The 24,494-nt window shown below is 68.4% G+C and carries 27 protein-coding genes; 24 read left to right on the top strand and 3 right to left on the bottom strand.

The features are described from left to right. Window positions 1–78: 78 nt before the first annotated feature. Window positions 79–471 carry a guanyl-specific ribonuclease gene (locus ABD683_RS17920; RefSeq protein ID WP_344771437.1) on the top strand — a complete coding sequence of 131 codons (393 nt, stop codon included), beginning with the start codon at window positions 79–81 and terminating at the stop codon, window positions 469–471. Next, the gene (locus ABD683_RS17915) at window positions 468–884 is read left to right on the top strand and encodes a barstar family protein (RefSeq protein WP_344771436.1); all 417 of its coding nucleotides are present in this window, start codon (window positions 468–470) and stop codon (window positions 882–884) included. Before ABD683_RS17920 ends, ABD683_RS17915 begins: the two co-directional genes overlap by 4 nt. Here the strand turns inward: ABD683_RS17915 and ABD683_RS17910 are convergent. Beyond that, complete coding sequence (locus ABD683_RS17910) at window positions 859–1,869, bottom strand: polyprenyl synthetase family protein (RefSeq protein WP_344771435.1); 1,011 nt, start codon at window positions 1,867–1,869, stop codon at window positions 859–861. The two genes, ABD683_RS17915 and ABD683_RS17910, sit on opposite strands and share 26 nt — an antisense overlap. Before the next feature lie 68 nt (window positions 1,870–1,937). Between ABD683_RS17910 and metF the strand changes: the two genes are divergently transcribed. Further along, on the top strand, window positions 1,938–2,831 hold the full coding sequence (gene metF / locus ABD683_RS17905; RefSeq protein WP_344771434.1) for a methylenetetrahydrofolate reductase [NAD(P)H]: 894 nt from the start codon (window positions 1,938–1,940) through the stop codon (window positions 2,829–2,831). On the opposite strand, the gene ABD683_RS17900 is transcribed toward metF, so the two are convergent. Continuing rightward, window positions 2,828–4,084 carry a phytoene desaturase family protein gene (locus tag ABD683_RS17900; protein ID WP_344771433.1) on the bottom strand — a complete coding sequence of 419 codons (1,257 nt, stop codon included), beginning with the start codon at window positions 4,082–4,084 and terminating at the stop codon, window positions 2,828–2,830. The genes metF and ABD683_RS17900 overlap by 4 nt on opposite strands. Before the next feature lie 9 nt (window positions 4,085–4,093). Then, window positions 4,094–4,669: a DUF4126 domain-containing protein gene (locus ABD683_RS17895; RefSeq protein ID WP_344771432.1), complete on the bottom strand. Its 576-nt coding sequence runs from the start codon at window positions 4,667–4,669 to the stop codon at window positions 4,094–4,096. 51 nt (window positions 4,670–4,720) lie between these two features. Between ABD683_RS17895 and ABD683_RS17890 the strand changes: the two genes are divergently transcribed. The 21 genes from ABD683_RS17890 to ABD683_RS17790 form a co-directional block, all read left to right on the top strand. Further along, on the top strand, window positions 4,721–5,494 hold the full coding sequence (locus ABD683_RS17890) for a class I SAM-dependent methyltransferase (RefSeq protein WP_344771431.1): 774 nt from the start codon (window positions 4,721–4,723) through the stop codon (window positions 5,492–5,494). Beyond that, entirely contained in the window at window positions 5,481–5,864 is a 384-nt protein-coding gene (locus ABD683_RS17885) for a DUF3040 domain-containing protein (protein WP_344771430.1), read from the top strand. The genes ABD683_RS17890 and ABD683_RS17885 overlap by 14 nt, the downstream gene beginning before the upstream one ends. 232 nt (window positions 5,865–6,096) lie before the next feature. Further along, on the top strand, window positions 6,097–6,546 hold the full coding sequence (mraZ, locus tag ABD683_RS17880; RefSeq protein ID WP_344771429.1) for a division/cell wall cluster transcriptional repressor MraZ: 450 nt from the start codon (window positions 6,097–6,099) through the stop codon (window positions 6,544–6,546). A gap of 142 nt (window positions 6,547–6,688) precedes the next feature. After that, window positions 6,689–6,811 carry a hypothetical protein gene (locus tag ABD683_RS17875; RefSeq protein WP_344771427.1) on the top strand — a complete coding sequence of 41 codons (123 nt, stop codon included), beginning with the start codon at window positions 6,689–6,691 and terminating at the stop codon, window positions 6,809–6,811. A gap of 82 nt (window positions 6,812–6,893) precedes the next feature. Further along, window positions 6,894–7,841 (top strand): 16S rRNA (cytosine(1402)-N(4))-methyltransferase RsmH, encoded by a 948-nt coding sequence (gene rsmH, locus ABD683_RS17870; protein WP_344771426.1) that lies wholly within the window; start codon window positions 6,894–6,896, stop codon window positions 7,839–7,841. Continuing rightward, the gene (gene ftsL / locus ABD683_RS17865) at window positions 7,838–8,272 is read left to right on the top strand and encodes a cell division protein FtsL (RefSeq protein WP_344771425.1); all 435 of its coding nucleotides are present in this window, start codon (window positions 7,838–7,840) and stop codon (window positions 8,270–8,272) included. The genes rsmH and ftsL overlap by 4 nt, the downstream gene beginning before the upstream one ends. Further along, window positions 8,269–10,017: a peptidoglycan D,D-transpeptidase FtsI family protein gene (locus ABD683_RS17860; RefSeq protein ID WP_344771424.1), complete on the top strand. Its 1,749-nt coding sequence runs from the start codon at window positions 8,269–8,271 to the stop codon at window positions 10,015–10,017. Before ftsL ends, ABD683_RS17860 begins: the two co-directional genes overlap by 4 nt. Window positions 10,018–10,064: 47 nt before the next feature. Continuing rightward, window positions 10,065–11,555 (top strand): UDP-N-acetylmuramoyl-L-alanyl-D-glutamate--2,6-diaminopimelate ligase, encoded by a 1,491-nt coding sequence (locus tag ABD683_RS17855; protein ID WP_344771423.1) that lies wholly within the window; start codon window positions 10,065–10,067, stop codon window positions 11,553–11,555. Next, window positions 11,552–12,889: a UDP-N-acetylmuramoyl-tripeptide--D-alanyl-D-alanine ligase gene (locus ABD683_RS17850; RefSeq protein WP_344771422.1), complete on the top strand. Its 1,338-nt coding sequence runs from the start codon at window positions 11,552–11,554 to the stop codon at window positions 12,887–12,889. The genes ABD683_RS17855 and ABD683_RS17850 overlap by 4 nt, the downstream gene beginning before the upstream one ends. A gap of 49 nt (window positions 12,890–12,938) precedes the next feature. After that, window positions 12,939–14,006 carry a phospho-N-acetylmuramoyl-pentapeptide-transferase gene (gene mraY / locus ABD683_RS17845; protein WP_344771421.1) on the top strand — a complete coding sequence of 356 codons (1,068 nt, stop codon included), beginning with the start codon at window positions 12,939–12,941 and terminating at the stop codon, window positions 14,004–14,006. Next, on the top strand, window positions 14,003–15,463 hold the full coding sequence (murD, locus tag ABD683_RS17840) for a UDP-N-acetylmuramoyl-L-alanine--D-glutamate ligase (protein ID WP_344771420.1): 1,461 nt from the start codon (window positions 14,003–14,005) through the stop codon (window positions 15,461–15,463). Before mraY ends, murD begins: the two co-directional genes overlap by 4 nt. A gap of 33 nt (window positions 15,464–15,496) precedes the next feature. Next, complete coding sequence (gene ftsW / locus ABD683_RS17835) at window positions 15,497–16,696, top strand: putative lipid II flippase FtsW (RefSeq protein WP_344771419.1); 1,200 nt, start codon at window positions 15,497–15,499, stop codon at window positions 16,694–16,696. A gap of 3 nt (window positions 16,697–16,699) precedes the next feature. Next, entirely contained in the window at window positions 16,700–17,770 is a 1,071-nt protein-coding gene (gene murG, locus ABD683_RS17830; protein WP_344771418.1) for an undecaprenyldiphospho-muramoylpentapeptide beta-N-acetylglucosaminyltransferase, read from the top strand. Continuing rightward, window positions 17,767–19,170 (top strand): UDP-N-acetylmuramate--L-alanine ligase, encoded by a 1,404-nt coding sequence (gene murC, locus ABD683_RS17825; protein ID WP_344771417.1) that lies wholly within the window; start codon window positions 17,767–17,769, stop codon window positions 19,168–19,170. Before murG ends, murC begins: the two co-directional genes overlap by 4 nt. Before the next feature lie 79 nt (window positions 19,171–19,249). Then, window positions 19,250–19,969: a cell division protein FtsQ/DivIB gene (locus ABD683_RS17820; RefSeq protein WP_344771416.1), complete on the top strand. Its 720-nt coding sequence runs from the start codon at window positions 19,250–19,252 to the stop codon at window positions 19,967–19,969. Window positions 19,970–20,235: 266 nt separating this feature from the next. Continuing rightward, complete coding sequence (gene ftsZ / locus ABD683_RS17815; protein ID WP_344771415.1) at window positions 20,236–21,396, top strand: cell division protein FtsZ; 1,161 nt, start codon at window positions 20,236–20,238, stop codon at window positions 21,394–21,396. Between the two features lies 1 nt (window position 21,397). Beyond that, window positions 21,398–22,117: a purine nucleoside phosphorylase YfiH/LACC1 family protein gene (locus ABD683_RS17810; RefSeq protein ID WP_344771414.1), complete on the top strand. Its 720-nt coding sequence runs from the start codon at window positions 21,398–21,400 to the stop codon at window positions 22,115–22,117. After that, window positions 22,114–22,815 carry a YggS family pyridoxal phosphate-dependent enzyme gene (locus ABD683_RS17805; RefSeq protein ID WP_344771413.1) on the top strand — a complete coding sequence of 234 codons (702 nt, stop codon included), beginning with the start codon at window positions 22,114–22,116 and terminating at the stop codon, window positions 22,813–22,815. Before ABD683_RS17810 ends, ABD683_RS17805 begins: the two co-directional genes overlap by 4 nt. A 40-nt stretch (window positions 22,816–22,855) precedes the next feature. Then, a complete protein-coding gene (locus ABD683_RS17800) occupies window positions 22,856–23,341 on the top strand; it encodes a cell division protein SepF (RefSeq protein ID WP_344771412.1) in 486 nt (161 codons plus the stop codon). Between the two features lie 3 nt (window positions 23,342–23,344). Continuing rightward, window positions 23,345–23,635, top strand: coding sequence for a YggT family protein (locus ABD683_RS17795; RefSeq protein ID WP_344771411.1), 291 nt, complete (start codon window positions 23,345–23,347; stop codon window positions 23,633–23,635). 141 nt (window positions 23,636–23,776) lie between these two features. Continuing rightward, window positions 23,777–24,494, top strand: a 718-nt coding sequence (locus ABD683_RS17790; protein WP_344771410.1) for a DivIVA domain-containing protein, incomplete at its 3' end; no start/stop codon positions are given.

The following is a 24,494-nucleotide window of genomic DNA, read 5'->3' as shown; positions in this document are numbered from 1 at the left end:
CACGCTGAGGGCCATCCCGCCCGTGTCTGGTGGGCAGCATCACGTTCCGTCCGCGGCGGGATAGGCAACCATGGAGCCATGAAGAGCCGCCTGATCGCTGTCGCGCTGATCATCGTGCTGGCCGTGATCATGTTCAAGCAGTACGACGGTGGCGACGAGTCACCGGCCCGCAATCCCTCGGCGACAGCGGCCACGGGCGACCTGCCGCCCGAGGCGCTCGACACGATCGAGCTGATCCAGAGCGACGGGCCGTTCCCGTATCGGCAGGATGGTGTCGTGTTCCAGAACCGTGAGCACCGGCTCCCCAACCACGAGCGCGGCTACTGGCGTGAATACACCGTGCCCACACCGGGGGAGTCCGACCGGGGAGCCCGGCGCATCATCCATGGCAGGGGCGACGAGTACTACTACACCGATGACCACTACGAGTCGTTCACGCTGCTCGACGTCGCGGCGCTGGTGTCGCGATGACGGCGTCGTACGCATCGCTCCTTCAGGGAGCCACGTCGCCCGGACTGTTCAGCTGGCGCGGTGACCCGGACCGCGACCTGGCCGGCGAGGCCCTCGGCGCGGGGTGGCGGGCGCTGGGTCTCGACACCACCGAGGTCGACTCGGTCCCGGCGTTCTATGACGCGGTCGCCGAGTCCTGGGACCTGCCGTCGTGGTTCGGCCGCAACCTCGACGCGTTGTTCGACGTCCTGGGCGACCTGACGATGACGCCGACCGTGCTCGTGTGGGACGGCCTCCGTGAGCTGGCGGACGTCGATCCGATGCACGCCGCCGCCGTGCTCGAGGTGCTGCGCGATGCGGTCGGCCAAGCCCCGGCCTTCGCGGTGATCGTCCGCGACGACCTCGGCGTCAGCGAGTTCGACGGGTTGCTGTGAGCGCGAGCGGGCCGAGGATCTCGCGTGCCCCCAGGGCCTCGATGGCCGCGTCGGCCTGACCCTCGAGAAGCGCGATGTCGGCCTCGACCGCGGCCAGCGCTCCGGACGACTCGATGAGGCTGCGTACGGCGTCGACGCCATCGGCGGTTCCGAGCTGGTCGCGAAGCAGGGTGCGGCCGGCATCGTCGGTGATCTCGGACGTACGTGCCACGAGCACCGTGCGCTTGCCCTCGCGCAGGTCGTCGCCGGCGGGCTTGCCGGTCACGGACGGGTCGCCGAAGACGCCGAGCACGTCATCGCGCAGCTGGAACGCCTCACCCAGAGGAAGCGCGATGTCGCTGAGTCCGGCGATCAGCTCCGGGGACGCGCCGGCCAGTGCAGCCCCGATGTGAAGGGGGCGTTCGACGGTGTACTTCGCCGACTTGTAGCGGACGACCTTCATCGCCTCGTCGACCGTGAGGGATGCGCGGGTCTGACCGACGACGTCGAGGAACTGGCCCGCGACGACCTCGGACTTGCAGAGGTCGAGGAACGCGCGAGCAGGCCGTATGTGGGGCGCCAACCGTGCGGATGCCAGGACGGCGCCGGTGAACATCTCGTCGCACCAGGACAGCATCAGGTCGCCGAGCAGCACGGCGGTTGACAGGCCGAAGCCGGCCGCGTCACCGGATCGTCCGTCGTGGCGGTGCCGAGCCTCGTACTCGCGGTGGATGCTCGGCCGGCCCCGTCGCGTGTCCGAGCCGTCCATCAGGTCGTCATGCACCAGGGCACTGGCCTGCAACCACTCCAGTGACGCCGCTGCCGTGACGAAGCCGGCATCAGTGGGCTCACCGCCAGCGATCAGCCAGCCGGCAAGGCAGAACTGCGGCCGCAGGCGCTTGCCCCCCACGACGAAGGCGAGTGCCGAGTCGGCGAGCTCGCCCAGGTCGGGCCCCAAGCCGGCGAGGAGCGGCCGCTGGCCGTCGACGAATGTGGCAAGTGCCACGTCCACGCGTGTCCGGAATTCGGGATCATCTGCGCGTGAGGTCACAGCTCGGACGATACCGTTGGGGCATGCCGACTGATCACCGCTCCTTCGTCGACGTCCTCCGCGGCCCCAACCCGAGCACCTCGTTCGAGTTCTTCCCGCCCAAGGACGACGAGGGCGAGGCCGTGCTCTGGCGCACCATCTCCGATCTCGAGCCGCTCGATCCGACGTTCGTGTCCGTCACGTACGGCGCGGGCGGCACCAGCCAGGAGCGCACGGTACGCATCACGGCGCGCATCGCCGAGCAGACCTCGATGCGTCCCGTGGGCCACCTGACCCTCGTCGCCCAGACCAAGGGCGAGATCGAGTCGGTCCTCAAGCAGTACGCCGCTGCAGGGGTCGACGACGTGCTCGTGCTCCGTGGCGACCCCAAGGGTGGGCCCCGCGCTCCGTGGGAGCCGCACCCCGACGGCATGGAGCACGCGATCGACCTGGTCGAGCTTGCGGCCGAGCTGGGAGGATTCTGCATCGGCGTCGCAGCCTTCCCCGAGGGGCACCCCGATGCCAAGAGCCTCGACCACGACGCCGAGGTGCTGGTCGCCAAGGCCAATGCGGGCGCCGAGTACGCGATCACCCAGCTGTTCTTCCGCGCCTCCGACTACTTCGCCCTGGTCGAGCGAGTGCGCGCCCTGGGCTGCGACATCCCGATCGTCCCGGGCATCATGCCGATCCTCAACTTCTCGCAGGTCGCCCGCATGGCCGAGCTGTCCGGCGCCGAGCTGCCGCGGGAGGTGCTCGACCAGATCGAGCCGATCCAGGACGACAAGGACGCCGTGCGCGCCAAGGGCATCGAGCTTGCGACGCAGCTGTGCCGCGACCTGCTGGCTGGTGGCGCTCCGGGTCTGCACTTCATCACGCTCAACCGCTCCAACGCGACCCGCGAGATCTTCGAGGCGCTCCGCGCCGACGGCCTCGTCTAACGGGCAGCCGGGCCGACGGCGTCGGCGATCGCGGCGGTCGCCATGCCGATCGCCTCGAGCGATCCGCCCGGATGGGCGTGCGCGCCGGCAAGGTAGAGACCACCGGAAGGTGCGACCCCGGGCAGGTCGAGTGCGGTCGTCCAGCCCTGCCATGCCCAGCCCCAATGACCCATCCGCACGAGCTCGGTCGGGCTGAGGTCGGCCCGCGACACCACGTGGTCGCGCAGGTCGATGCCGAACCGTACGAGGGCGTCGAGCACGTCCTCGCCGCTGCGGTGCTCGATCGTCCACGATCCGGTGCTGCTCGACCACAGCCGGATCGGCGGGTTGGCGTGCACCAGCACCTCGTCGGGCAGCTCGGGTGCATCGCTTGACAGGGTCACGAACGTCCGTGCGGCCGGAATGACGGGCATGGTCCTGGGCGCGGGCAGGGGAGCGGGCCAGGTGGCCGCGCACCACACGACGACGTCTGCCGCGACGGTGCGGCGATCCGTGATGACGCCCGTGACGCGATCGCCGTCGTACGTGAGCTCGTGCGCCGACTCGCCGAGCGCCACGGTGACCTTACGCTCGGTCAGTCGCGTCTCGAGGGCATCGGCGAGCGCGGGGAGGCCGCCGGTGAAGCGCCAGCGTCCGAAGCTGCGCTCGACGTAGTGCCCGACCGCGACGAAGCCGGGAGTGGCGTGGCGATCCTGGCCCGCGAGTCGCACCGGGTCGAGAAGCAGCTTCGCAAGCCGTTCGTCCGGCAGCCGGTCGGCAACGTACGCGACCGTCCTGCGCGGACGGAGCACCTTGCGAAGTGCCTTGTCGACGGCCGGCTTGCCGGCGAATGTCTGATCGAGAGCGGTACGACGTATCGCGTCCCAGATCTCTGCCAGGTCGTCGATCCACGGCGACCACTCGTCCTCGCCGAATGCCTTGGTGATCGCGGCGACCTGGTCACCGCGATTGCCGAGCGGCAGGTCGAGCACCGACCTGTCCTTGAAGACGTGGCGGCGACCCGCGGTCATCGTCAGCTCGAGCACGCTCTCGAGCGGCCGGCCGGACTTGCGGAACAGGTCGCGGAACACCGCAGGCAGCGTGACGGTGTCCTGCTCGAGGGACCATGTTGCGCCGTCGACGGTGACCCCGCGCATGCGCCCACCGAGCTGGTCGGTCGCCTCGATGAGGGTGACGTCGTGGCGCAGCTTCGCCAGGCGGGCTGCGGCCGACATCCCGGCGAATCCGCCACCCACCACCACGACCTGCGCCATGCGCGCAGACTACGGGGTCCGCGCGCGTCGTCGGCGACGAGCGCGGCTGATCGTCCGCCACAGCAGGACCACGGTTGCCGCACCGGCGACCAGCAACGACGCGGTGATGCTGAGTGCCCACCACGGGTGGGCGACCGCGAGGGAGACGACCGTGATGACGCCGACGTCCTCCGTGGTGCTGACGATCGCGTTGCTGAACGGCTCGGGCGATGTGTTGACGGCGAGTCGTACGCCCGACTTCACGCCGTGCGACGCCAGCGCCGTGCCGCCACCGAGCGCCGTGAGCATCGCCTGGTCGACGCCGGACGAGTCGCCCGCGAGCTGCCAGGCGACCCACGCGCCGACGGTCGGCCGGACAACCGTCGAGATGCCGTCCCAGATCGAGTCGAGCCACGGGATCTTGTCGACCACGAACTCCACCATGAACATCGCGACGGCGATGACCAGCACGTCGGTGCGACCCAAGGCGTGGGGAACGATCGATGTGTCGGTGAAACGCGCGATCACCCCGAGCACTGCGACGGTCGCGTAGGCATTGACCCCACTGGCCCAACCGCTGGAGAACACCAACGCTGTCAGGTCCATGGCCCGACGCTATCTGAATTCGTGCTCCGACCCTGTGGCACAGTGTCCGTCATGGGTCCGGTCCGTGCCGAGTTGATGTGGCAGTCGGTGGTCGACGCGACCGAGATCGCGGGCCCCGCAGGCAAGGGGCTCGACGTCCTCGACCTGGGCGGTGGAACCGGCGGAGACGCCGTACGTCTGGCACAGCGCAACCATCGGGTGACCGTGGTCGATCCCAGCCCGGATGCCCTCGCCTCGCTGCAGCGTCGCGCGGCTGATGCCGACCTCGCTGATGCCGTACGCGGGGTGCAGGGTGACACCGCCGACCTGCTCGACCACGTGGACCCGCAGTCGTTCGACCTGGTGATCTGCCACGGGGTCCTCGAGCACGTCGACGATCCGGCCGAGGCGCTGACTGCGGTCGCGACCGTGCTCCGCGCCGGGGGACACGTGAGTGTCGTCGTCGCCGGACGTCTTGCCGCCATCACGGCGCGCGCTCTCGCCGGCGACTTCACCACCGCCCAGACCCTGCTCGCGACAACGGCTGCCTCGTGGGACATCCGTGCGCTGGGCCCACGCCGCTTCGGGCTCGATGAGCTCCAGGCGCTCCTCACGAGCCACGGATTCGCTCCCGTCGCGACACACGGGCTGCGCGTTTTCGCCGATCTGGTGCCCAGTGCGATCGTCGACGGGGAGCCAGGAGGGCGGGATGCGCTGTTCGCCCTGGAGCGTCTCGTACGCACTTCACAGGACTTCACGGCGGTTTCCGCTGGTCTGCAGTCAATAGCGCGCCTAGACTTGAATTCAGCACCATCCGATCCAGGAGGCAAAAGTGCCGCTCTCTGACGAAGAGGCCCGGCTGCTCCATCAGCTCGAGCAGTCGCTGGCAGCAGAAGACCCCGACTTTGCGTCGACCCTCCGGGGCTCGAAGTTCATGGCGCACAACCGTCGTGTGGCGGTGGGTGCCGTCCTTGGGTTCATCGCCGGCCTGGTCCTGCTCTTCGCAGGCGCCGTCACGGCCCAGACCTGGCTTGGCGTCATCGGGTTCATCGCGATGTTGTCCACGTCCTACCTGTTCCTGAATGCCTGGAAGCGCGGCATCGGTGGTCAGGTCGAGGACCGTCCGACCAGCAAGGCATCGGGCAAGCCGTCCGGCACGTTCGTCGATCGCATGGAGGAGCGCTGGCAGCGCCGCCGCGACGGAGACGACCTCTAGGCCCACCAGCCGAAGTCCGGGGCGCAAAAGCCCCCACTTCGCTCCACTTTCACTGAGACCGCCCCTTCGGGGGCGGTTTTTTGTTGCCCTCACACAGAAATCTGCCCTTCTGCGCGGGTGGAAGTCCCTGCCCAAAAAGTCGCGAAATCGAGGCAAATGGGCGTGGGAGTGGTGGATTGTGGAGTATGGTGGGGGGAAATGGAGGAACAGGCCGTGGCAGAGGAGGTGCTCGATGAACCCGGACGTGTCCAACTTCTTCGGCACCTACACGCCGCGCCTCGACGAGAAGGGCCGGCTGTTCCTGCCGGCGAAGTTCCGGCCCCGGCTGGAGCACGGGATCGTGCTCACCCGCGGCCAGGAGAACTGCATCTACGGCTGGACGGTGGAGAGCTTCAACGCGTTCACCGATCGCGTACGGGACACCCCGTTCACCAACCAGGCGGCGCGCAACTTCACTCGCATGTTCTTCTCCGGCGCCTCATCCGAGGTGCCGGACAAGCAGGGACGGATCTCGGTCCCGCCGGTGCTGCGCACCTGGGCCAGCCTCGACCGCGAGTGCACGGTGGTCGGCGCGATGGATCGCATCGAGATCTGGGACTCCGGACGCTGGACCGAATTCTCCAACTCACAGGAAGGCCCGTTCGCGGACATGTCCGAAGAGGTCATGCCCGGAATCTTCTAGCGATCACCGCGAGGCGAGATCTTCGCCCGAGCGGATCTGACTTCACTTCCCCGATGTCAGAACCGCCGGTCGAGGATCTGGCCCCACGGCGGCAGGCAGCACGACACCGATGAGGCAGTACGGAATGAAGGGAGGGGCCGCGATGGACCCGAGCACCCGGCGCGTCCGGCACGATGTCGCCGACGGATTCGCGCTGATGGGCTTCTCCCTCGTGGTCTCCGTCGGGATCGCCGGACTCGTTGCTGCGCTGCTGGGGCTCGCATGAGCGACGCGAAGCGAGCGAATCACGATGCAGCAGTCATTCCGCTGCCTCCGTACCGTGCCTCTTCTTCCACGGAGGCGGCGGAATGAGCGACGCGAAGCACGTACCAGTCCTGCTCGACCGCGTCCTGGACCTCCTCGCGCCTTCCGTGGCGGGGGACCGGCCGGTCGTCGTCGACGCGACCCTGGGACTCGGCGGTCACACCGAAGCCATGCTCACCAGGTTTCCCGACCTCCACGTCATCGGCATCGACCGCGACCCCGAGGCGCTGTCACGTGCGAAGAGCCGGCTCGCCGGATTCGGCGACCGTGTCACGTACGCCCATGCGGTGTATGACGAGATCGCCGACGTGGTGCGCGGTGCCGGCTTCGAGACCGTGAGCGGAGTCCTGTTCGACCTCGGCGTCTCCTCGATGCAGCTCGACCTCGCCGAGCGCGGGTTCGCGTACGCGCAGGACGCGCCGCTCGACATGCGCATGAATCCCGAGGACGAGCTCAGCGCCGCGGACGTGCTCAACACGTACGACGCGGTCGACCTCGCCAAGGTCCTGCGTTACTACGGCGAGGAGAAGTTCGCCAAGCGCATCGCCGACGCTGTCGTCGCCGAGCGCGCCAAGGAGCCGTTCACCAACAGCGCGCGGCTGGTCGACCTGGTCCGCGACTCGATTCCGCAGGCGGCGCGGCGTACGGGCGGCAACCCCGCGAAGCGCACGTTCCAGGCTCTCCGCATCGAGGTCAACGACGAGCTCGGCGTCTACCGCCGGGCGCTTCCAGCTGCCCTCGAGGTGCTCGCACCCGGTGGTCGCATCGTGGTGCTGGCCTACCACTCGCTCGAGGACCGCATCACCAAGCACGAGTTCGCCCGCGTCACCACGACCGATGTCCCGCGTGACCTGCCGTTCGTGCCGGAGGGGCACGAGGCGAAGTTCAAACTCGTCACGCGTGGGGCCGAGGTCGCCACGGAGGCCGAGATCGAGGACAACTCGCGCGCACGGTCAGTACGCCTGCGCGTCGTCGAAAGGGTTGCCGCATGAGCGCGCAGCCAGCCTTTGCTCCGGTACGTCGCGAGGTGCAGCCGTCGCCGCGCAGCGAGGCGGCGGCGCGCCGGCTCAAGCTCGTCCGGCCCGTCCGCAGTCGCGCCCGCAAGGCCCCGTTCGTCGTGGTCGTCATGATCATGTTGTCGATCGGCCTGGTGGGCCTGATCGTCATGAGCACGGTCCTGCAGTCCCAGTCCTTCGAGGCCGCGAAGCTCGACCGTGAGGCCGCAGCCCTCGAGATCCAGCAGCAGTCGTTGGCCCGTGAGGTCGATCAGCTGATGAGCCCGGCCAACGTGGCACGCCGCGCACTCGTGTTCGGCATGGTGCCAAACACCAACCCGGCATTCCTGCGGCTGTCGGACGGCAAGGTCCTCGGCAAGCCCGAGCCCGCGGCCCGTGGCTCCAACATCAGGTCGGTGTCACCGTGACGGCGCGCGAGAGGGCATCACGACGCAGGCTGCGGTTCTGCCTGGCGGTCGTCGTCGGCGTGTTCGGCCTGTTCGCCGCGCGGCTGTTCCAGATCCAGGGCCTCGACGCCAGTGCGTACGCGGCGCAGGCCGTCACCGCCGGCACCAAGAAGAGCACCGTGCCCGCACCTCGCGGAGAGATCCTCGACCGCAACGGTGTCTCACTGGCGGCCAGCGTCGACGGTATGACGCTCACCGCCGATCCGACCATGACGTCGGCCAACGCGCCTCGTATCGCTCGCCTGCTGGTCGAGGAGCTCGGCGACCAGATCGACTACTTCGAGACGATCGACAAGCTCCGCACGGCCAAGTCGCACTTCGTCTACCTGGTCCGTGACATTCCCGCGTGGACCGCTACCAAGACGCTCAAGGCGATCAGCGACGCGGGATTCACGGGAGTGTTCAGCGAGAAGGAGTCGCTGCGCACATACCCGGGAGGCAAGCTCGCCGCCAACCTGCTCGGCTACACCAACGCGGCCGGCAAGGGTGTCGCCGGCATCGAGCAGCAGTACGACGACGTCCTCACCGGTATCGACGGCTCAAGCACGTACGAGGTGTCGCCGACGGGCCAGCGCATCCCGATGGCCGACAGCGCCGTGACCGAGATGGTGCCGGGCCGCGACGTCACGACGACGATCGACCGTGACCTGCAGTGGTACGCCGACCAGCGGCTCGCCGACGCCGTCAAGGCATCGAGTGCCGACTGGGGTCTGGCGATCACGATGGACGTCAAGACCTGCCAGATCGTCCAGATGTCGCAGGCGCCGACGTTCAACGCCGACGACCAGACGGGCATGAAGGACTTCAACACGGTGTCGCGTGCCGTGTCCAACGTGTACGAGCCCGGCTCCGTCATGAAGACCATCACGATGGCTGCGCTCGCCGACCAGGGCAAGATCGCCGCCGACACCCCGATCGTGGTGCCGTCGGGCGTCACGATCGACAAGTTCAAGATCGGCGACTACTGGAAGCACGGCACCCTGCACCTCACGGCTGCCGGCGTCATCGCCAAGTCCTCCAACCTCGGCACCCTCGTGGCGGCGCAGAAGATGAGCGACGAGACGATGCACAAGTACCTCGCCAAGTTCGGCTTCGGCCAGCAGTCGGGTGTCGGCCTGCCCGGTGAGTCCAAGGGCATCCTCGCGCCGGCGTCGAAGTGGACCAAGGCCAACCACGCCACGATCTCGTTCGGACAGGGCATCGCGGTGACCGCCATGCAGATGATGCGTGCCGACGGCGCGATCGCCAACGACGGCATGATGTGCAACCCGTCGGTCGTCAGCAGCTACGTCGACGACAACGGCAAGAAGAAGGCCGTCGAGTCGCCGGCGGCTCACCGCGTCGTCTCCAAGAAGGCCGCAGCCACCGTGACCCGCATGATGGAGGCCGTCACGGCCAAGGACGGCACAGCGCCTGCTGCGGCGATCAAGGGCTACCGGGTGGCCGGCAAGACGGGTACGGCATGGGCCGTCGACCCGGTCACGGGGCGCTACGTACGCGGCCAGAACGTCGTCTCGTTCATGGGGTTCGCGCCGGCCGACAACCCGCGCTTCCTGACCTACATCGTGCTCGACCGCCCCTACAGCAACGCCGGCGGCGGCTCGACCGCGGCGCCGGTCTTCCACGACGTCATGTCGATGGCGCTGGAGCGTTTCGGTGTCGCGCCGACGGGCTCCAAGAGCCCCAGGGTTCCCCAGACCTGGTGAAGGTTGCGCACCATCGAGCGCTTCCCGAGTCCCGATAGGCTCTGGGCGTGACTGACGAGATGCGGGTGCGGCCGGATGAGCCGCCGCAGTGGACGCTCACCGAGCTCGCCAACGAGCTCGACGCGACGACCTCAGCCGAGGGCATCGTCACCGGTATCGCGCTCCACTCGGGCCACGTCGTCCAGGGTGACCTGTACGCGGCGCTGCCCGGTGCATCGTCCCACGGAGCGGCCTTCGCCGGCGTTGCCAAGGCCCGCGGAGCCGTCGGCGTACTCACCGATCCCGAGGGTGCTGCGATCGTGACCGAGCTGCCCGAGATCATCATCGATGATGCCCGTGGCGCGATCGCCAGGCTCAGCAGCTTCATCTACGGAGATCCCTCATCGGCGTTCACGACGATCGGCATCACGGGCACACAGGGCAAGACGACCACGACCTACCTCGCCGAGGCGGCTCTGGGCGACCACAAGTCGGCCGTCGTGGGGACCATCGGCACCCGCATCGGCAAGATCCCGGCACCGTCGAGCCTGACGACGCCGGAGGCGCCACAGCTCCAGGCGCTGTTCGCGGTGATGCGCGAGGAGGCCATCGAGGTCTGCGCGATGGAGGTGTCGAGCCACGCGCTCGTCCAGGGACGCGTCGACGGCTTCGTGTTCGACGTCGCCGTGTTCCTCAACCTCGGCCGCGACCACCTCGACTTCCACAAGGACCTCGAGGACTACTTCCTCGCCAAGGCCTCGCTGTTCACCCCCGAGCACGCCAAGCACGCCGTGATCAACATCGACGACCTGCACGGCAGGCGTCTCGCCGAGCTCACGCCGCTGCCCGTCACGACCTTCTCCACGGACGGCAACGCCGCCGACTGGCGAGCCGTCAACATCCGCCCCAACCGGCTCGGCACCGATCTCGAGGTGCTCGGCCCCAACGGCGTCGAGATCCCGCTGACCGTGCCGCTGCCGGGGGTCTTCAACGTCTCCAACGCACTCGCCGTGATCGCCGCGTTGGCGCAGGCCGGCTACGAGCCAGCCGAGCTGGCAGCGGGCATCGCGACGAGCACGGGCGTACCCGGTCGTATGGAACGCGTCGACGCAGGCCAGCCGTTCACGGCGATCGTCGACTACGCCCACAAGCCCGACGCCGTGACCGCGGTGCTCGAGGCACTCCGTCCCGTCACCGCCGGGCGGCTCATCATCGTGATCGGCGCCGGGGGAGACCGTGACCACGGCAAGCGCCCGTTGATGGGCGCGGCGGCTGCTGAGCATGCCGATGTCGTGATCGTCACCGACGACAACCCTCGTCGTGAGAAGCCCGCAGCGATTCGCGCCGATGTCATGCAGGGCGCAGCCGACGGCCCCGGCCTGGCGATCGAGGTGGCGGGCCGCCGTGAGGCGATCGCGCACGCCGTGGCGATGGCGCACCTCGGCGACACCGTCGTGATCGCCGGCAAGGGCCACGAACGCGGTCAGGAGATCAAGGGCAAGGTGCACCCGTTCGACGACCGCGAAGTGCTCGTCGAGCTGATCGAGGGCAGCGCGTGATCCCTGTCGACCTCGACCACGTGGCGGAGGTGGCCGGAGGTGCCGTCCACGGCGACGGGAGCCGGCTCGTCAACTCGGTCGTGATCGACTCCCGCAAGGCCGCCGCAGGCGCGCTGTTCGCCGCTCTGGCCGGCGAGCACGTCGACGGCCACGAGTTCGCCGCAGCTGCCATCGATGCGGGTGCCACGGCGATCCTTGCATCGCGTCCACTCGACGTCCCGTGTGTCGTGGTGGACAACGTCACGGACGCCTTGGCGGCCCTGGCTCGCGACAACCTCACGCGAACGACGGCCGCCGTCGTCGGTGTCACCGGATCGCAGGGCAAGACCAGCGTCAAGGATCTGCTTGCCCACGTGCTCGGCGCTTCCGGCCCGACGATTGCCCCCACCGGCTCGTTCAACAACGAGCTCGGCGTGCCGCTCACGGTGCTCCGCGCCGATGCGGCGACGCGCTTCCTCGTCGTCGAGATGGGCGCCCGGGGCATCGGGCACATCGCCGAGCTCTGCGACATCGCCTCGCCGAGCATCGGCGTGGTCCTCAATGTCGGCAGTGCCCACATTGGCGAGTTCGGCTCGGCCGAGGCGATCGCCGAGGCCAAGGGCGAGCTGGTCGAAGCATTGCCCGCCGATGGCACGGCAGTGCTCAACGCCGACGATCCGCTGGTCAGCGCGATGGCATCACGTACGCGTGCGCGTGTCTTCACGTTCGGTCACGCGGGGGAGCTCGGGCTGGGCGACGTGTCGCTCGACGAGCTCGGTCAACCGCACTTCACCCTCAGCCACGACGCAACCACGGTTGAGGTGCACGTGCCGCAGATCGGCGCGCACCACGCCATCAACGCCGCCGCAGCCGCCGCAGCCGCAATGGCGGCGGGGCTCGACCTGGAGACGATCGCCGTACGTCTCACGTCGGCCACCGCAACGTCGCCGATGCGCATGGAGCACCACGTACGCGCCGACGGTCTCGTGGTGATCAACGACGCCTACAACGCCAATCCCGAGTCCATGGCCGCCGCTCTCCGTGCCGTCGCCGGGCTCGGTCGCGGGCCGGTGGCGGTCCTCGGCGAGATGCTCGAGCTCGGGGACGCCGCGTACGACGCCCATCTGCAGGTCGGGCGACTCGCGGCCGAGCTCGGGTATGCGCGGGTGGTGGCAGTGGGCCCGGGAGCAGCAGCGATCGCCGAAGGTGCAGGCCAGGTCGGTGAAGCCGTCGCCGACGTCGACACAGCAGTTGACCTCCTGTCAGCGAGCCTGCGCGCCGACGACCTCGTCGTTGTGAAAGCATCGAGGGGCGCCCGTCTCGAGCGCGTCGCACAAGCTCTTCTGGCCCGCTGAGGGTCGTCAGCACGGCACCAGCGCAGGCCGCCGAAAGGATCACGTACGGATGAAGGCAATCCTGATCGCGGGGGCGGTCTCGCTGCTCCTGACGCTGCTCGGCACCCGCGTCGCGATCAGAGTCCTCGTTCGCAAGGGCTACGGACAGCTCATCCGTGATGACGGTCCCACGTCGCACCACACCAAGCGCGGCACCCCGACGATGGGTGGCCTTGTCATCATCGTGGCGTCGGTCGTCGGCTACTTCATCGCCAAGCTCGCGACCGGCACCGAGCCCAGTGCTTCCGCCCTGCTGCTGCTGTTCCTGTTCTGCGGGCTGGGCTTCATCGGCTTCATCGACGACTTCATCAAGGTCTCCAAGCAGCGCAACCTCGGGCTGCGCAGCAAGGCGAAGTTCATCGGCCAGATCGTGATCGGCCTGGTCTTCGCCAGCCTCGCGATCGGCTGGGAGGACGACACGGGCCGTACCCCCATCACCCACGCGATCTCGTTCACCCGCGACCTGCGCGGCTGGGAGCTTCCGACCGTCCTGCTGATCATCTGGGTGCTGCTGATGATCGCCGGCGCGAGCAACGGGGTCAATCTCACCGACGGGCTCGACGGCCTCGCCACCGGTGCGGCCGTGATGATCTTCGGCGCGTTCGTCATCATCAACATCTGGCAGAGCAACCAGAACTGCTCCAACAACCCCGGCATCAAGTGCTACGAGGTACGCGACCCGCTTGACTTGGCCGTGGTCGCCGCGGCGCTGACGGGTGCCTGCTTCGGCTTCCTGTGGTGGAACGCGTCGCCCGCCAAGATCTTCATGGGTGACACCGGCTCGCTGTCGCTGGGCGGCGCGATGGCCGGCTTCGCGCTGATGACCCGTACCGAGCTGTTGCTCGTCATCATCGGCGGACTGTTCGTCGCGATCACGGCGTCGGTGATCCTGCAGGTCGGCTACTTCAAGCTCTCCGGCGGCAAACGCATCTTCCGCATGGCACCGCTGCAGCACCACTTCGAGCTGCTGGGCTGGAACGAGATCACGATCGTGGTGCGTTTCTGGATCATCAGTGGCCTGTGCGTTGCCGCGGGCCTGGGCATCTTCTACGCCGAATGGGTCAGCGGCGGCGTATGAGTGAGCGCCTCGACGCACTGGGTCGGGATTCGTCGTGGGACGGCGTACGAGTGCTCGTCACCGGCTTCGGCGTCAGCGGATTCGCCGCCGCTGACACGCTGACCCATCTCGGCGCCACCGTCGTTGCCATCGACGAGTCCGACGACGAGTCGCTGCAGGAGAAGGCCAAGCTCCTCGGCATCCTCGGTGCCGACGTACGACTGGGTGCCGGCTCGACCGGGCTCACGGCGGAAGGCTTCGACCTGGTCGTGACCTCGCCGGGCTGGCCGCCGTCCAACCCCGTGCTGGTCGACGCCGCCGGCCGTGGGATCCCGGTGTGGGGTGAGGTCGAGCTCGCGTGGCGGTTGCGGGGGGACAACCCGGCACCGTGGCTGTGCGTCACCGGCACCAACGGCAAGACGACGACCGTGCAGATGCTCGCCGAGATCCTGCGCGCCGACGGCCTCAACGCGATCGCGGTGGGCAACGTCGGCACTCCCGTGCTCGAGGCCGTCATGAATCCCGAGCCGTTCGACGTCCTCGCGGTCGAGCTCTCCAGCTATCAGCTGCACTGGAGCTCGTCGATCTCCGCCGAGGCCAGCGTCGTTCTCAACGTGGCGCCCGACCACCTCGACTGGCACGGCGACCTCGACTCGTACACCGCCGACAAGGGCCGGATCTATCACAACGCCCAGCTGGCCTGCGTCTACAACGTCGAGGACCCCGCCACCGAACGCCTCGTCGAGGAGGCCGAGGTCGTCGAGGGCTGCCGCGCGATCGGGTTCACGCTGGGGCTGCCCGGGCCCGGCATGCTCGGACTGGTCGACGACGTGCTCGCCGACCGCGCGTTCGTGATCGGCCGTATCTCGAGCGCCGTCGAGATCGGCACGCTGGCCGATCTCGCCTCACCATCCGGCGTTCCGGCGGCCCCCCACACGATCGCCAACGCACTCGCGGCCGCCGCGCTCGCCAGGGCCCACGGGGTCGCCCCGCGCGCCGTACGCGACGGCCTCCGTGCGTTCGTGCCCGACGCCCACCGGGTCGCCGACCTGGGGGAGGTCGACGGGGTCCGCTACATCGACGACTCCAAGGCGACCAACCCCCATGCGGCCTCCGCATCGCTGCGCAGCTTCGAGCACAGTGTCTGGATCGCCGGTGGACAGGCCAAGGGTGCAAGCTTCGACGAGCTCGTCATCGAGGCGAGGGACCAGCTCCGTGCCGTGGTGCTGATCGGTGAGGACCGCCGAATCATTGCCGACGCGCTGGAGCGACACGCGCCGGATGTCCCCGTGGTCGAGGTCGAAACCGGTGACACTGATCTCATGGATCGCGTCGTCGAGGCCGCCGCATCGCTTGCCCGTGAGGGTGACACGGTGCTGTTGGCTCCCGGTTGCGCGTCCTGGGACCAGTTTCGCAACTACGGCGCTCGCGGCGATGCCTTCGCTGCTGCGGTGACGAGGTTGCGCGACCGATCCTGACGCGTCTTCCCCCGCGACAGATATGGACTTCCCATGAGCACGACGACGACATCCCGGCGTACCTCGCCATGGGAACGCCCGTTGGCGTCCTACCAGCTGGTGCTCGGCTCTTCGGCCCTGCTGCTGGGACTCGGCCTGATCATGGTGCTCAGCGCCAGCTCGATCTTCGCCCGCCTCAACTACGGCAACTCGTTCGCCATCGTCGAGCGGCAGCTGATCTTCGCGGTGATCGGCCTGTTCGGCGCCTATGTCGCCGCACATGTTCCCCTGCACGTGCTGCGCAAGATGATCCTGCCGTTCCTGATCATCTCGATCCTGCTGATCCTGGCGACGTTCATCCCCGGTGTCGGCATCGAGGTCCACGGCAACCGCAACTGGCTTCCGCTGGTCGGCGGGTTCCGCCTGCAGCCGTCGGAGTTCGCCAAGCTCGCCCTGGTGCTGTGGATGGCCGACCTGTATGCGCGCCGCCGCAAGCAGCTCGACACACCGCGGCTCATCCTGACGCCGATGGTGCCGGTCGCCGGCGCCGTCGCGATGCTGGTCGTCTTCCAGCACGACCTCGGCACGGCGCTCGTGCTGTTCGCACTCATCGTCGGCATGCTGTGGGTCGCCGGCCTGCCGGGCAGGCAGATGGGCGCGATGCTGGCCGGACTGTTCGTCCTGCTCGTGTTTGCCGTCGCCACCTCGCCAGAACGCGTCTCCCGACTGCTCAACTTCACCAATCCCGAAGCCGACCCCGACTTCAAGGGATTCCAGGCGATCCACGGCATGATGGCCCTCGCCCGTGGCGGCTTCTGGGGCGTCGGCCTCGGCGGCAGCCGGCAGAAGTGGGGATCACTGCCCGAGGCCCATACCGACTTCATCCTCGCGGTCATCGGTGAGGAGCTCGGACTGCTCGGCACCCTGGTCGTGCTCGCGCTGTTCGTGTTCCTGGCGATCGGCGGGATGCGCATCGCGACTCGTACCCGCGATCCCTTCGTGCACTACGCCGCTGCAGGCATCACGATGTGGATCGTCATCCAGGCCGTCATCAACATCGGCATGGTCCTCGGACTCCTTCCGGTCATCGGCATCCCGCTACCACTGATCTCCTACGGTGGTTCAAGCCTCCTGGTGACCCTGGTGGCCATGGGCATTCTGATTAACTGTGCCAAGACCGAGCCGGGAGCCAAACGGGCCCTTGCCGCCGGCCGTGCCAACCGCGGACGGGCCCGAGTTCTGCAGAGGAGATAGCAAGTGCGTGTGCTGCTAGCTGGCGGTGGGACGGCCGGCCACACGTCACCGCTGCTCGCCACGGCTGCCGTCCTGCGCGATGAGGGTGACGAGATCGTCTGCCTCGGCACCCCCCGCGGCCTCGAGGTGACGCTGATCCCGCAGGCGGGCTACGAGCTCGAGCTGGTTCCGCCCGTTCCGCTGCCGCGCAGGCCCGGCAAGGACCTGGTGCTCGTCCCGGCGAAGCTGCGCAAGACGATCAAGGCCACCGGCGAGGTGATCGACCGGGTGAAGCCCGACGTCATCGTCGGCTTCGGCGGCTACGTGTCCGTGCCGGCCTACTTCGTCGCGAAGCGTCGCGGCATCCCGCTGGTCGTGCACGAGGGCAATGCCATCCCCGGTGTCGCCAACAAGCTGGGTGCCCGCTTCACCGAGAACGTCGCGACGAGCTTCCCCGACACCGACCTGCCGCACGCCACCTGCATCGGGCTCCCGATCCGCCGCGAGATCTCGGGGCTCGACCGCGTCGCCAAACGCGCCGAGGCGCGGGCACACTTCGGGCTCGACGCCGATCGCCCGACGCTGTTGGTCACCGGGGGTTCGCAAGGAGCCCGCCGCATCAACCAGGCGGTGTCAGCCGCGTCGCGCGACCTCGCCGACTCCGGTGTGCAAGTGCTCCACGCGGCCGGTCGTCCGCAGGAGGTCAACCTCAGCCCGCGCGAAGGCGACCCACCGTACGTCGTGACGACGTTCATCGACCGCATGGATCTCGCCTACGCCGCCGCCGACCTCATCGTGTGTCGTGCCGGCGCCAACACGGTGACCGAGGTGGCGGCGGTCGGCCTCCCCGCGGCATTCGTCCCGCTGCCGCACGGCAACGGCGAGCAGGCCCACAACGCCCACCCGGTCGTACGAGCGGGTGGTGCCCTGATGATCGACGACGGCGCGCTCACCCCTGCCTGGATCGACAACGTGGTGATCCCGCTGATCTCGCACGAAGGGCGGCTCACGGCGATGTCGGAGGCAGCCTGGGGCATCGTGCCGCGTGACGCTGACGAGCGACTTGCCGCGATGATCCGTCAGGCCGTCCGTTGAAAATCGACATCCCGGCCGACATCCCCGCGGCCGACCAGCTGGGTCACGTCTTCTTCATCGGCATCGGCGGTGCCGGACTGTCGGCGATCGCCCGCCTGATGTCGCAGCAGGGCATCGCCGTGAGCGGCAGTGACGCGGCGGAGTCGGCCGTGCTCGGCGCCCTCCGCGCGGAGGGCATCACGTGTCATGTCGGCCACGACGCCGCGCACCTCGATGGCGTCGACACCGTCATCGCCTCCACTGCCGTCCGCGAGTCCAACCCGGAGGTCGTCGAGGCCCAGCGCCGCGGCCTCCGGCTGTGGCCGCGTTCGGCGGGGCTGCGCTCGGTGATGGAAGGCCGCCGTACGATCGCCGTCGCCGGCACCCACGGCAAGACCACCACGACCGCGATGCTGACCTGCGCGCTGATCGAGGCCGGGGCCGATCCGTCCTTCGCGATCGGTGCCGAGGTCGCGAGTCTTGGCGCCAATGCGCGACTGGGTGCCGGCGACCTGCTGGTCGCCGAGGCCGACGAGAGCGACGGCGCGTTCCTGGTCTATGCGCCGGAGGGCGCGGTCATCACGAACGTCGATGCCGACCACCTCGACAACTACGGCACGATCGAGGCCTACGCCGAGGCGTTCGACGAGTTCGTGACGCGGGTCGGCTCGTTCATCGTGCTCAACGCCGACGACGCAGGAGCTCGTGCCCTGACTGCCGCTGCCGGCGAGCGGGGACTGACCGTGATGCTGGCCGGGTTCGCCGGTGACGCCGACCTGCAGGCGCGCGACCTCGTCATCGATGCGTCGTCCTCGATGTTCACGGTCACTCGGGACGGAGTCGAGCTCGGCGCCGTCCGCCTCGCCGTACCCGGTGCGCACTACGCGCAGGATGCGCTGCTCGCACTCGGCGCCGGGCTCCTGCTGGGACACGACTTCGCGGCGCTGGCCGCCGGCCTCGCCGCCTACACCGGCGCTGCTCGCCGCATGCAGCTGCTCGGCGCGGCCGGGGGAGTGCGCGTCTACGACTCGTACGCGCACCACCCGACCGAGATCGCCGCGGACCTGGCCGCCGCACGCGCCATCGCCGCCGGCGATCGTCTCGTCGTGGCCTATCAGCCACACCTGGTGAGCCGCACCCGGCTGTACGGTGCCGAGATGGGACAGGCGCTCTCGGCTGCAGACCGTGTGGTCGTTGCCGACATCTACCTCGCACGCGAGGATCCTGACCCTGCTGTGACGCCCGCTCTCATCATCGACGCCGTCGAGGGGCCCGTGGCGTCGGCTGGTGGCCCGGTCTCCGGACTCGCAGAAATGCTCCTGCCCGACCTCCGGCCCGGTGACATGTTGTTGACACTCGGCGCGGGGGACATCACGACGGTTGGCCCCGCCGTGATGGAGGCGTTGGAAGCCAGATCGTGAGCGAGCGAAGCGAGCTCGCCATCGGGCTGCAGTCACGCCGGAGACTCCGTATCGTGCCCTTTTCCACGGAGGCTCCGGCGTGAGTGACCCGCGGTTCGCCGCGCGCCGGCGCGACGGGCTGATCCAGCGATGGCGGCGCCCACTGATCCTGGTCGGCAGCGTCCTGCTGATCGGCATGATCGTGTGGGGTGTCTGGTTCTCCGGACTCCTTGCTGTCAGCAAGGTCGTGGTCCAGGGAGAGACGACCCTCACGGAGGCGCAGATCCGTGACGCAGCCGACGTGCCGATCGGCAGGCCCCTCGCACGAGTCGACACGGTGGCCATCGAGGCGCGGGTGGCCTCGATGGAACGTGTCCAGGCCGTGTCAGTGAGTCGCTCGCTGCCCCACACGATCAAGATCACGATCGCCGAGCGGATCCCGGTGGCGTACGCCCGCCTGGGTGGTCAGATCCGCGGGATCGACCAGTACGGCATCGCCTATCGCACGTTCGACTCACCGCCCAAGGGGCTCCTCGAGGCGAGCGTGATCGTGTCGGACCCGCGTCGGCGTCAGCAGACCCTCGCCGCCGTCGCCTCGGTCGTCAAGGCGATCAAGGACGCCCCGTTCCGCAAGGACGTCCAGCTCGTCACGGCATCGACCAAGGACTCGATCGTCCTCAACCTGACCAAGGGACGCGAGATCACCTGGGGGAGTGCGGGCAGCGCCCAGCGCAAGATCGCCGTGCTGGGCTCGCTGCTGCAGATCAGTGCCAAGCAGTACGACGTCAGCGCACCTGATCAGCCGACCACCCGCAAGTAGTCCTCCTGGGGTTTCAAGATTCCCAGGAGGACCCCTGAATCTGCCGCTCCGGACAGAAAGCTGTCACCCCTCCCTTGTTGCAACAGGGGAGAGGTGACAGCTTTCGTGGACCTGCTGGGAATCTTGAGGTACGAGGTGCGACGGCTTCGGCGTGTCGAGGTCGAACAGCACACCCGGGCGACGTACCGTTCTGGGAAGAGGCAGGTTGACATAACTATAAACCTCCACCTCAAGGTTAGAGTTTCGAGCTCCCGGAAGGAACCACGATGGCGGTCCAGAACTATCTCGCCGTGATCAAGGTCGTCGGCATCGGCGGAGGCGGCGTCAACGCCGTCAACCGCATGATCGAGATCGGCCTCAAGGGTGTCGAATTCATCGCCATCAACACCGATGCTCAGGCGCTCCTCATGAGCGACGCCGACGTCAAGCTTGACGTCGGACGTGACTCCACCCGGGGCCTCGGCGCCGGAGCCAACCCCGAGATCGGCAAGCGCGCCGCCGAGGACCACGCCGAGGAGATCGAGGCCGCCATCAAGGGCGCCGACATGGTCTTCGTGACAGCCGGCGAAGGTGGTGGCACCGGTACGGGTGGCGCTCCCGTCGTCGCCCGCATCGCGCGTTCGCTCGGTGCCCTGACGATCGGCGTCGTGACGCGCCCCTTCAAGTTCGAGGGCCGCAGCCGCTCCAGCCAGGCCGATGCCGGCATCCAGGCGCTGCGTGACGAGGTCGACACGCTCATCGTGATCCCCAACGACCGGCTCCTGTCGATCAGCGACCCCAACGTCAGCCTGCTCGACTCGTTCCGCCAGGCCGACCAGGTTCTGCACCAGGGCGTCTCCGGCATCACCGACCTCATCACGACTCCGGGCCTGATCAACCTCGACTTCGCCGACGTGAAGTCCGTGATGTCCGACGCCGGCTCGGCGCTCATGGGCATCGGATCGGCGCGCGGGGAGCATCGCGCGGCGATCGCCGCCGAGAGTGCCGTGTCGAGCCCACTGCTCGAGGCCTCCATCGAAGGTGCCCGCGGCGTGCTGCTCTCGATCGCCGGTGGATCCGATCTCGGCCTGTTCGAGATCAACGAGGCGGCCGGCCTGGTCGCCGATGCGGTGCACCCCGATGCCAACATCATCTTCGGCGCGGTGATCGACGACGCACTGGGTGACGAGGTCAGGGTCACGGTCATCGCAGCAGGCTTCGACGGGGGCGAGCCCAAGCTCCGCGATTCGTCCCAGCCCGCGCTGCTCAAGGAGGTTGAGCGCCCGCCCGCGGCGACGATCCCCAAGCCGGCGACCGCCGAGAGCTTCCTCGACCCCGACCCGTTCCTCGACGAGCCGCGTGACGGTGCCGGCAACGTCACGGTGCCGCCCGAGCCGATGCCGACCGAGTACGGCGACGACCTCGACGTGCCCGACTTCCTGCGCTGAGTTGTTCTTCCACCGCGAGACGGTCGGCCGGGTCGAGTTCGCATTCAGCGACCGTGAGGGCGGCCTGAGCGCTGGACCCTGGGCCTCGCTCAACCTCGGCACGTCCAACGGCGACGACCCCAACCTCGTCCAGGGCAACCTCGAGCTGGTCGCCGAGCATCTCGGCGTCGACCGACTCGTACGGATGACGCAGGTGCACGGTGCCGACGTGGCGTGGACCGATGGCGTCGCTCCCGGCGAGATCCCGGTCGTGGACGCACTGCTCACCGACCAGGTCGGCGTCGGCGTCCTCGTACGCGTCGCCGACTGCACGCCGATCGTGCTGGCGGGCCTCGATGAGGCAGTCGCCGGCGTCATCCACTGCGGGCGCGAAGGGCTGGTGCAGGGCGTCATTCCGGCGGCGATCGGCGCCGTACGCGACCGGGGCGCCGAGTCGATCGAGGCGTGGATCGGTCCGCGTGCGTGCGGACGGTGCTACGAGGTTCCCGAGGAGATGGCCGACGCGGTCGCAGCAGCCGTACCGGAAGCCCGCTCGACGACGTCGTGGCGGACCCCGGCGCTCGACATCGGCGCCGGTGTGGTCGCACAGCTCCGGGAGCTCGGCGTCCAGGTCAACGACCTCGGCGATCACAGCTGCACGATCGAGGACGAGCGTTTCTTCTCCTACCGGCGCCAAGGTCAGGACTCCGGACGATTCGGCGCCATCGCGGTGATCCGGTGAACCACCCCACGAGCCGGTACGACGAGATTGCCGCGGGACTCGCCGAGGTCGAGGGCCGGATTGCCGCTGCCTGCGCCGACGCGGGCCGGGAGCGGTCCGAGATCACCCTGATCGTCGTCACCAAGACCTATCCAGCGAGCGACGTCGAGATCCTCGCCGAGCTCGGTGTGATGGACGTGGGGGAGAACCGTCACCCCGAGGCCGGTGACAAGGCCGGCGAAGTCGGCGCGCAGCTGCGCTGGCACTTCCTGGGAGGGCTGCAGACCAACAAGGCAGGGGCCGTCGCCCAGTACGCCGACATGGTGCACAGCGTCGACCGGGCCAAGCTGGTCAACTCGCTCTCGCGCGGTGCGGAGGCCGCCGGACGTACGCTGCGCTGCCTCGTGCAGGTCGACTTCGGTGACGCCGACGGACGATCGGGAGTGGCCCCGTCTGGCGTGCCCGAGCTCGCCGCCGCCGTCGCCGCCGCCGATCACCTCGAGCTGGCTGGTGTCATGACGGTTGCACCCCTCGGCGTCGACCCTGCGCCGCACTTCGACCACCTCGTACGCATCTCCGCCGACCTGCGTGGAGACCACCCGCAAGCCACGGTTGTCTCCGCGGGAATGAGCGGCGACTTCGAAGACGCCGTGAGGGCTGGCGCGACACACCTGCGAATCGGGCGTTCAGTGCTCGGTGAGCGTGCCTCCACCCGGTAATCTCACATACGTCACAACTACTCGGAGCGACGGAGTTCTCATGGCTGGCGCAATGCGGAAGGTCGGCGAATACCTCGGCCTCGTCGAACAGGCTGAGTTCGACGACGAATTCGACGACGACATCGAGCCTTCGGTGCCGGTCAGCCGGCAGCCTGCCGTCGTACGCTCCGCCGCGCCCGTGGCCAGCATCGACGAGCACCGACACACCGAACGTCGCCCCGAGCGCCGTCCGTCCAAGTCCTCGGACCTGCAGCGCATCGAGACCGTGACACCTCGCACCTACAACGACGCCCGGACGGTCGGCGAGCACTACCGTTCCGGCGTGCCCGTGATCATGAACCTCTCCGAGATCGACGAGGACGATGCCAAGCGTCTGGTCGACTTCTCGGCCGGCCTGGTGTTCGCCGCGCACGGCTCGATCAACCGCGTCACCGCCAAGGTCTTCCTGCTGTCGCCCGAAAACATCGTGGTGACGGACGAGGACAAGCAGCGCATCGCTGCCGGCGGCTTCTACAACCAGAGCTGATCCATGGCCGCAGCCGGCAACATCATCCTGTTCGTCCTGTGGGTCGCGATCGTCGTGCTCATCGCACGGTTTGTGCTCGACTGGGTGCAGATGCTCGCGCGCCAGTGGCGCCCGCGCGGCCTGGTGGCCGTGCTGTGCGAGGGCATCTATTCGATCACCGACCCGCCGTTGCGGGCCGTACGCGGGGTGATCCCGCCACTGCGCCTCGGCGCCGTGATGCTCGACCTGTCGCCGATGATCCTGCTGATTGGGATCTTCATCCTGCAGCGGATCGTCACGGCCGTCTTCTTCTGACACGTCGAGGGCATGCCTGACACGCCCAATCCGGCTTGGCATGACGGGACGGTTGGGGAGTCTTGTGGCAGGAGTGAACTTTGACGGAGTACCCTTGAGGCTCCGAGTCCCCAGGACTACCCCGAACCCTTAGGTGAACTCATGCCGTTGACGCCAGAGGACGTGCGTAACAAGCGTTTTACGCCTGTCCGTCTTCGCGAAGGCTATGACATGGGCGAAGTTGACCAGTTCCTCGACGAAGTCGAGGCTGAGCTCGAACGACTGACCGTCGAGAACGAGGAACTTCGCGCCAAGGTAGCTGCCGCATCGACCGGCGAACCGACCGGTCTCATCCCCGCGATCTCGCAGTCGGCTCCGGCCGTGCAGGAGCCCGCGCCCGCCCCGCAGGAGACGTACTACACGCCGCCGCCTGCGCCGGTCGAGCGTGCTCCCGAGCCTGCGCCTGCTCCGGCCCCCGTCGCTGCTGCGACGCCGGTGCCGTCGATGGGCGACGCTTCGTCTGCGGCCGCCCGTCTCCTCGAGATCGCGTCGGCCAACGCCGACCAGCTCATGGAGGCTGCCAAGGATGAGGCTGACCGCATCGTGGGTGAGGCTCGCACCAAGGCTGAGCGTCTCACCAACGAGGCTCGTGGCAAGGCTGATCGCCTCGAGACCGATGCCCGCATCCGCGCGCAGAAGCTCGACGAAGAGACCAACGAGCGTCGTTCGCAGGCTGTCGCCACGATCGAGCGTGAGCGTTACGAGATCCAGCGCGAGGTCGAGCACCTCCGCGCCTACGAGCGCGAATATCGCGCACGGCTCAAGAACTACTTCCAGAGCCAGCTCGACCAGATCTCGGCCAACGAGGCCGGGAGCTCGG

This window comes from Aeromicrobium panaciterrae (genome assembly GCF_039537165.1).
Classification (GTDB): domain Bacteria; phylum Actinomycetota; class Actinomycetes; order Propionibacteriales; family Nocardioidaceae; genus Aeromicrobium; species Aeromicrobium panaciterrae.
The sequence above is the reverse complement of the archived record's forward strand: the minus strand, read 5'-3'. Positions and strand labels throughout refer to the sequence as shown.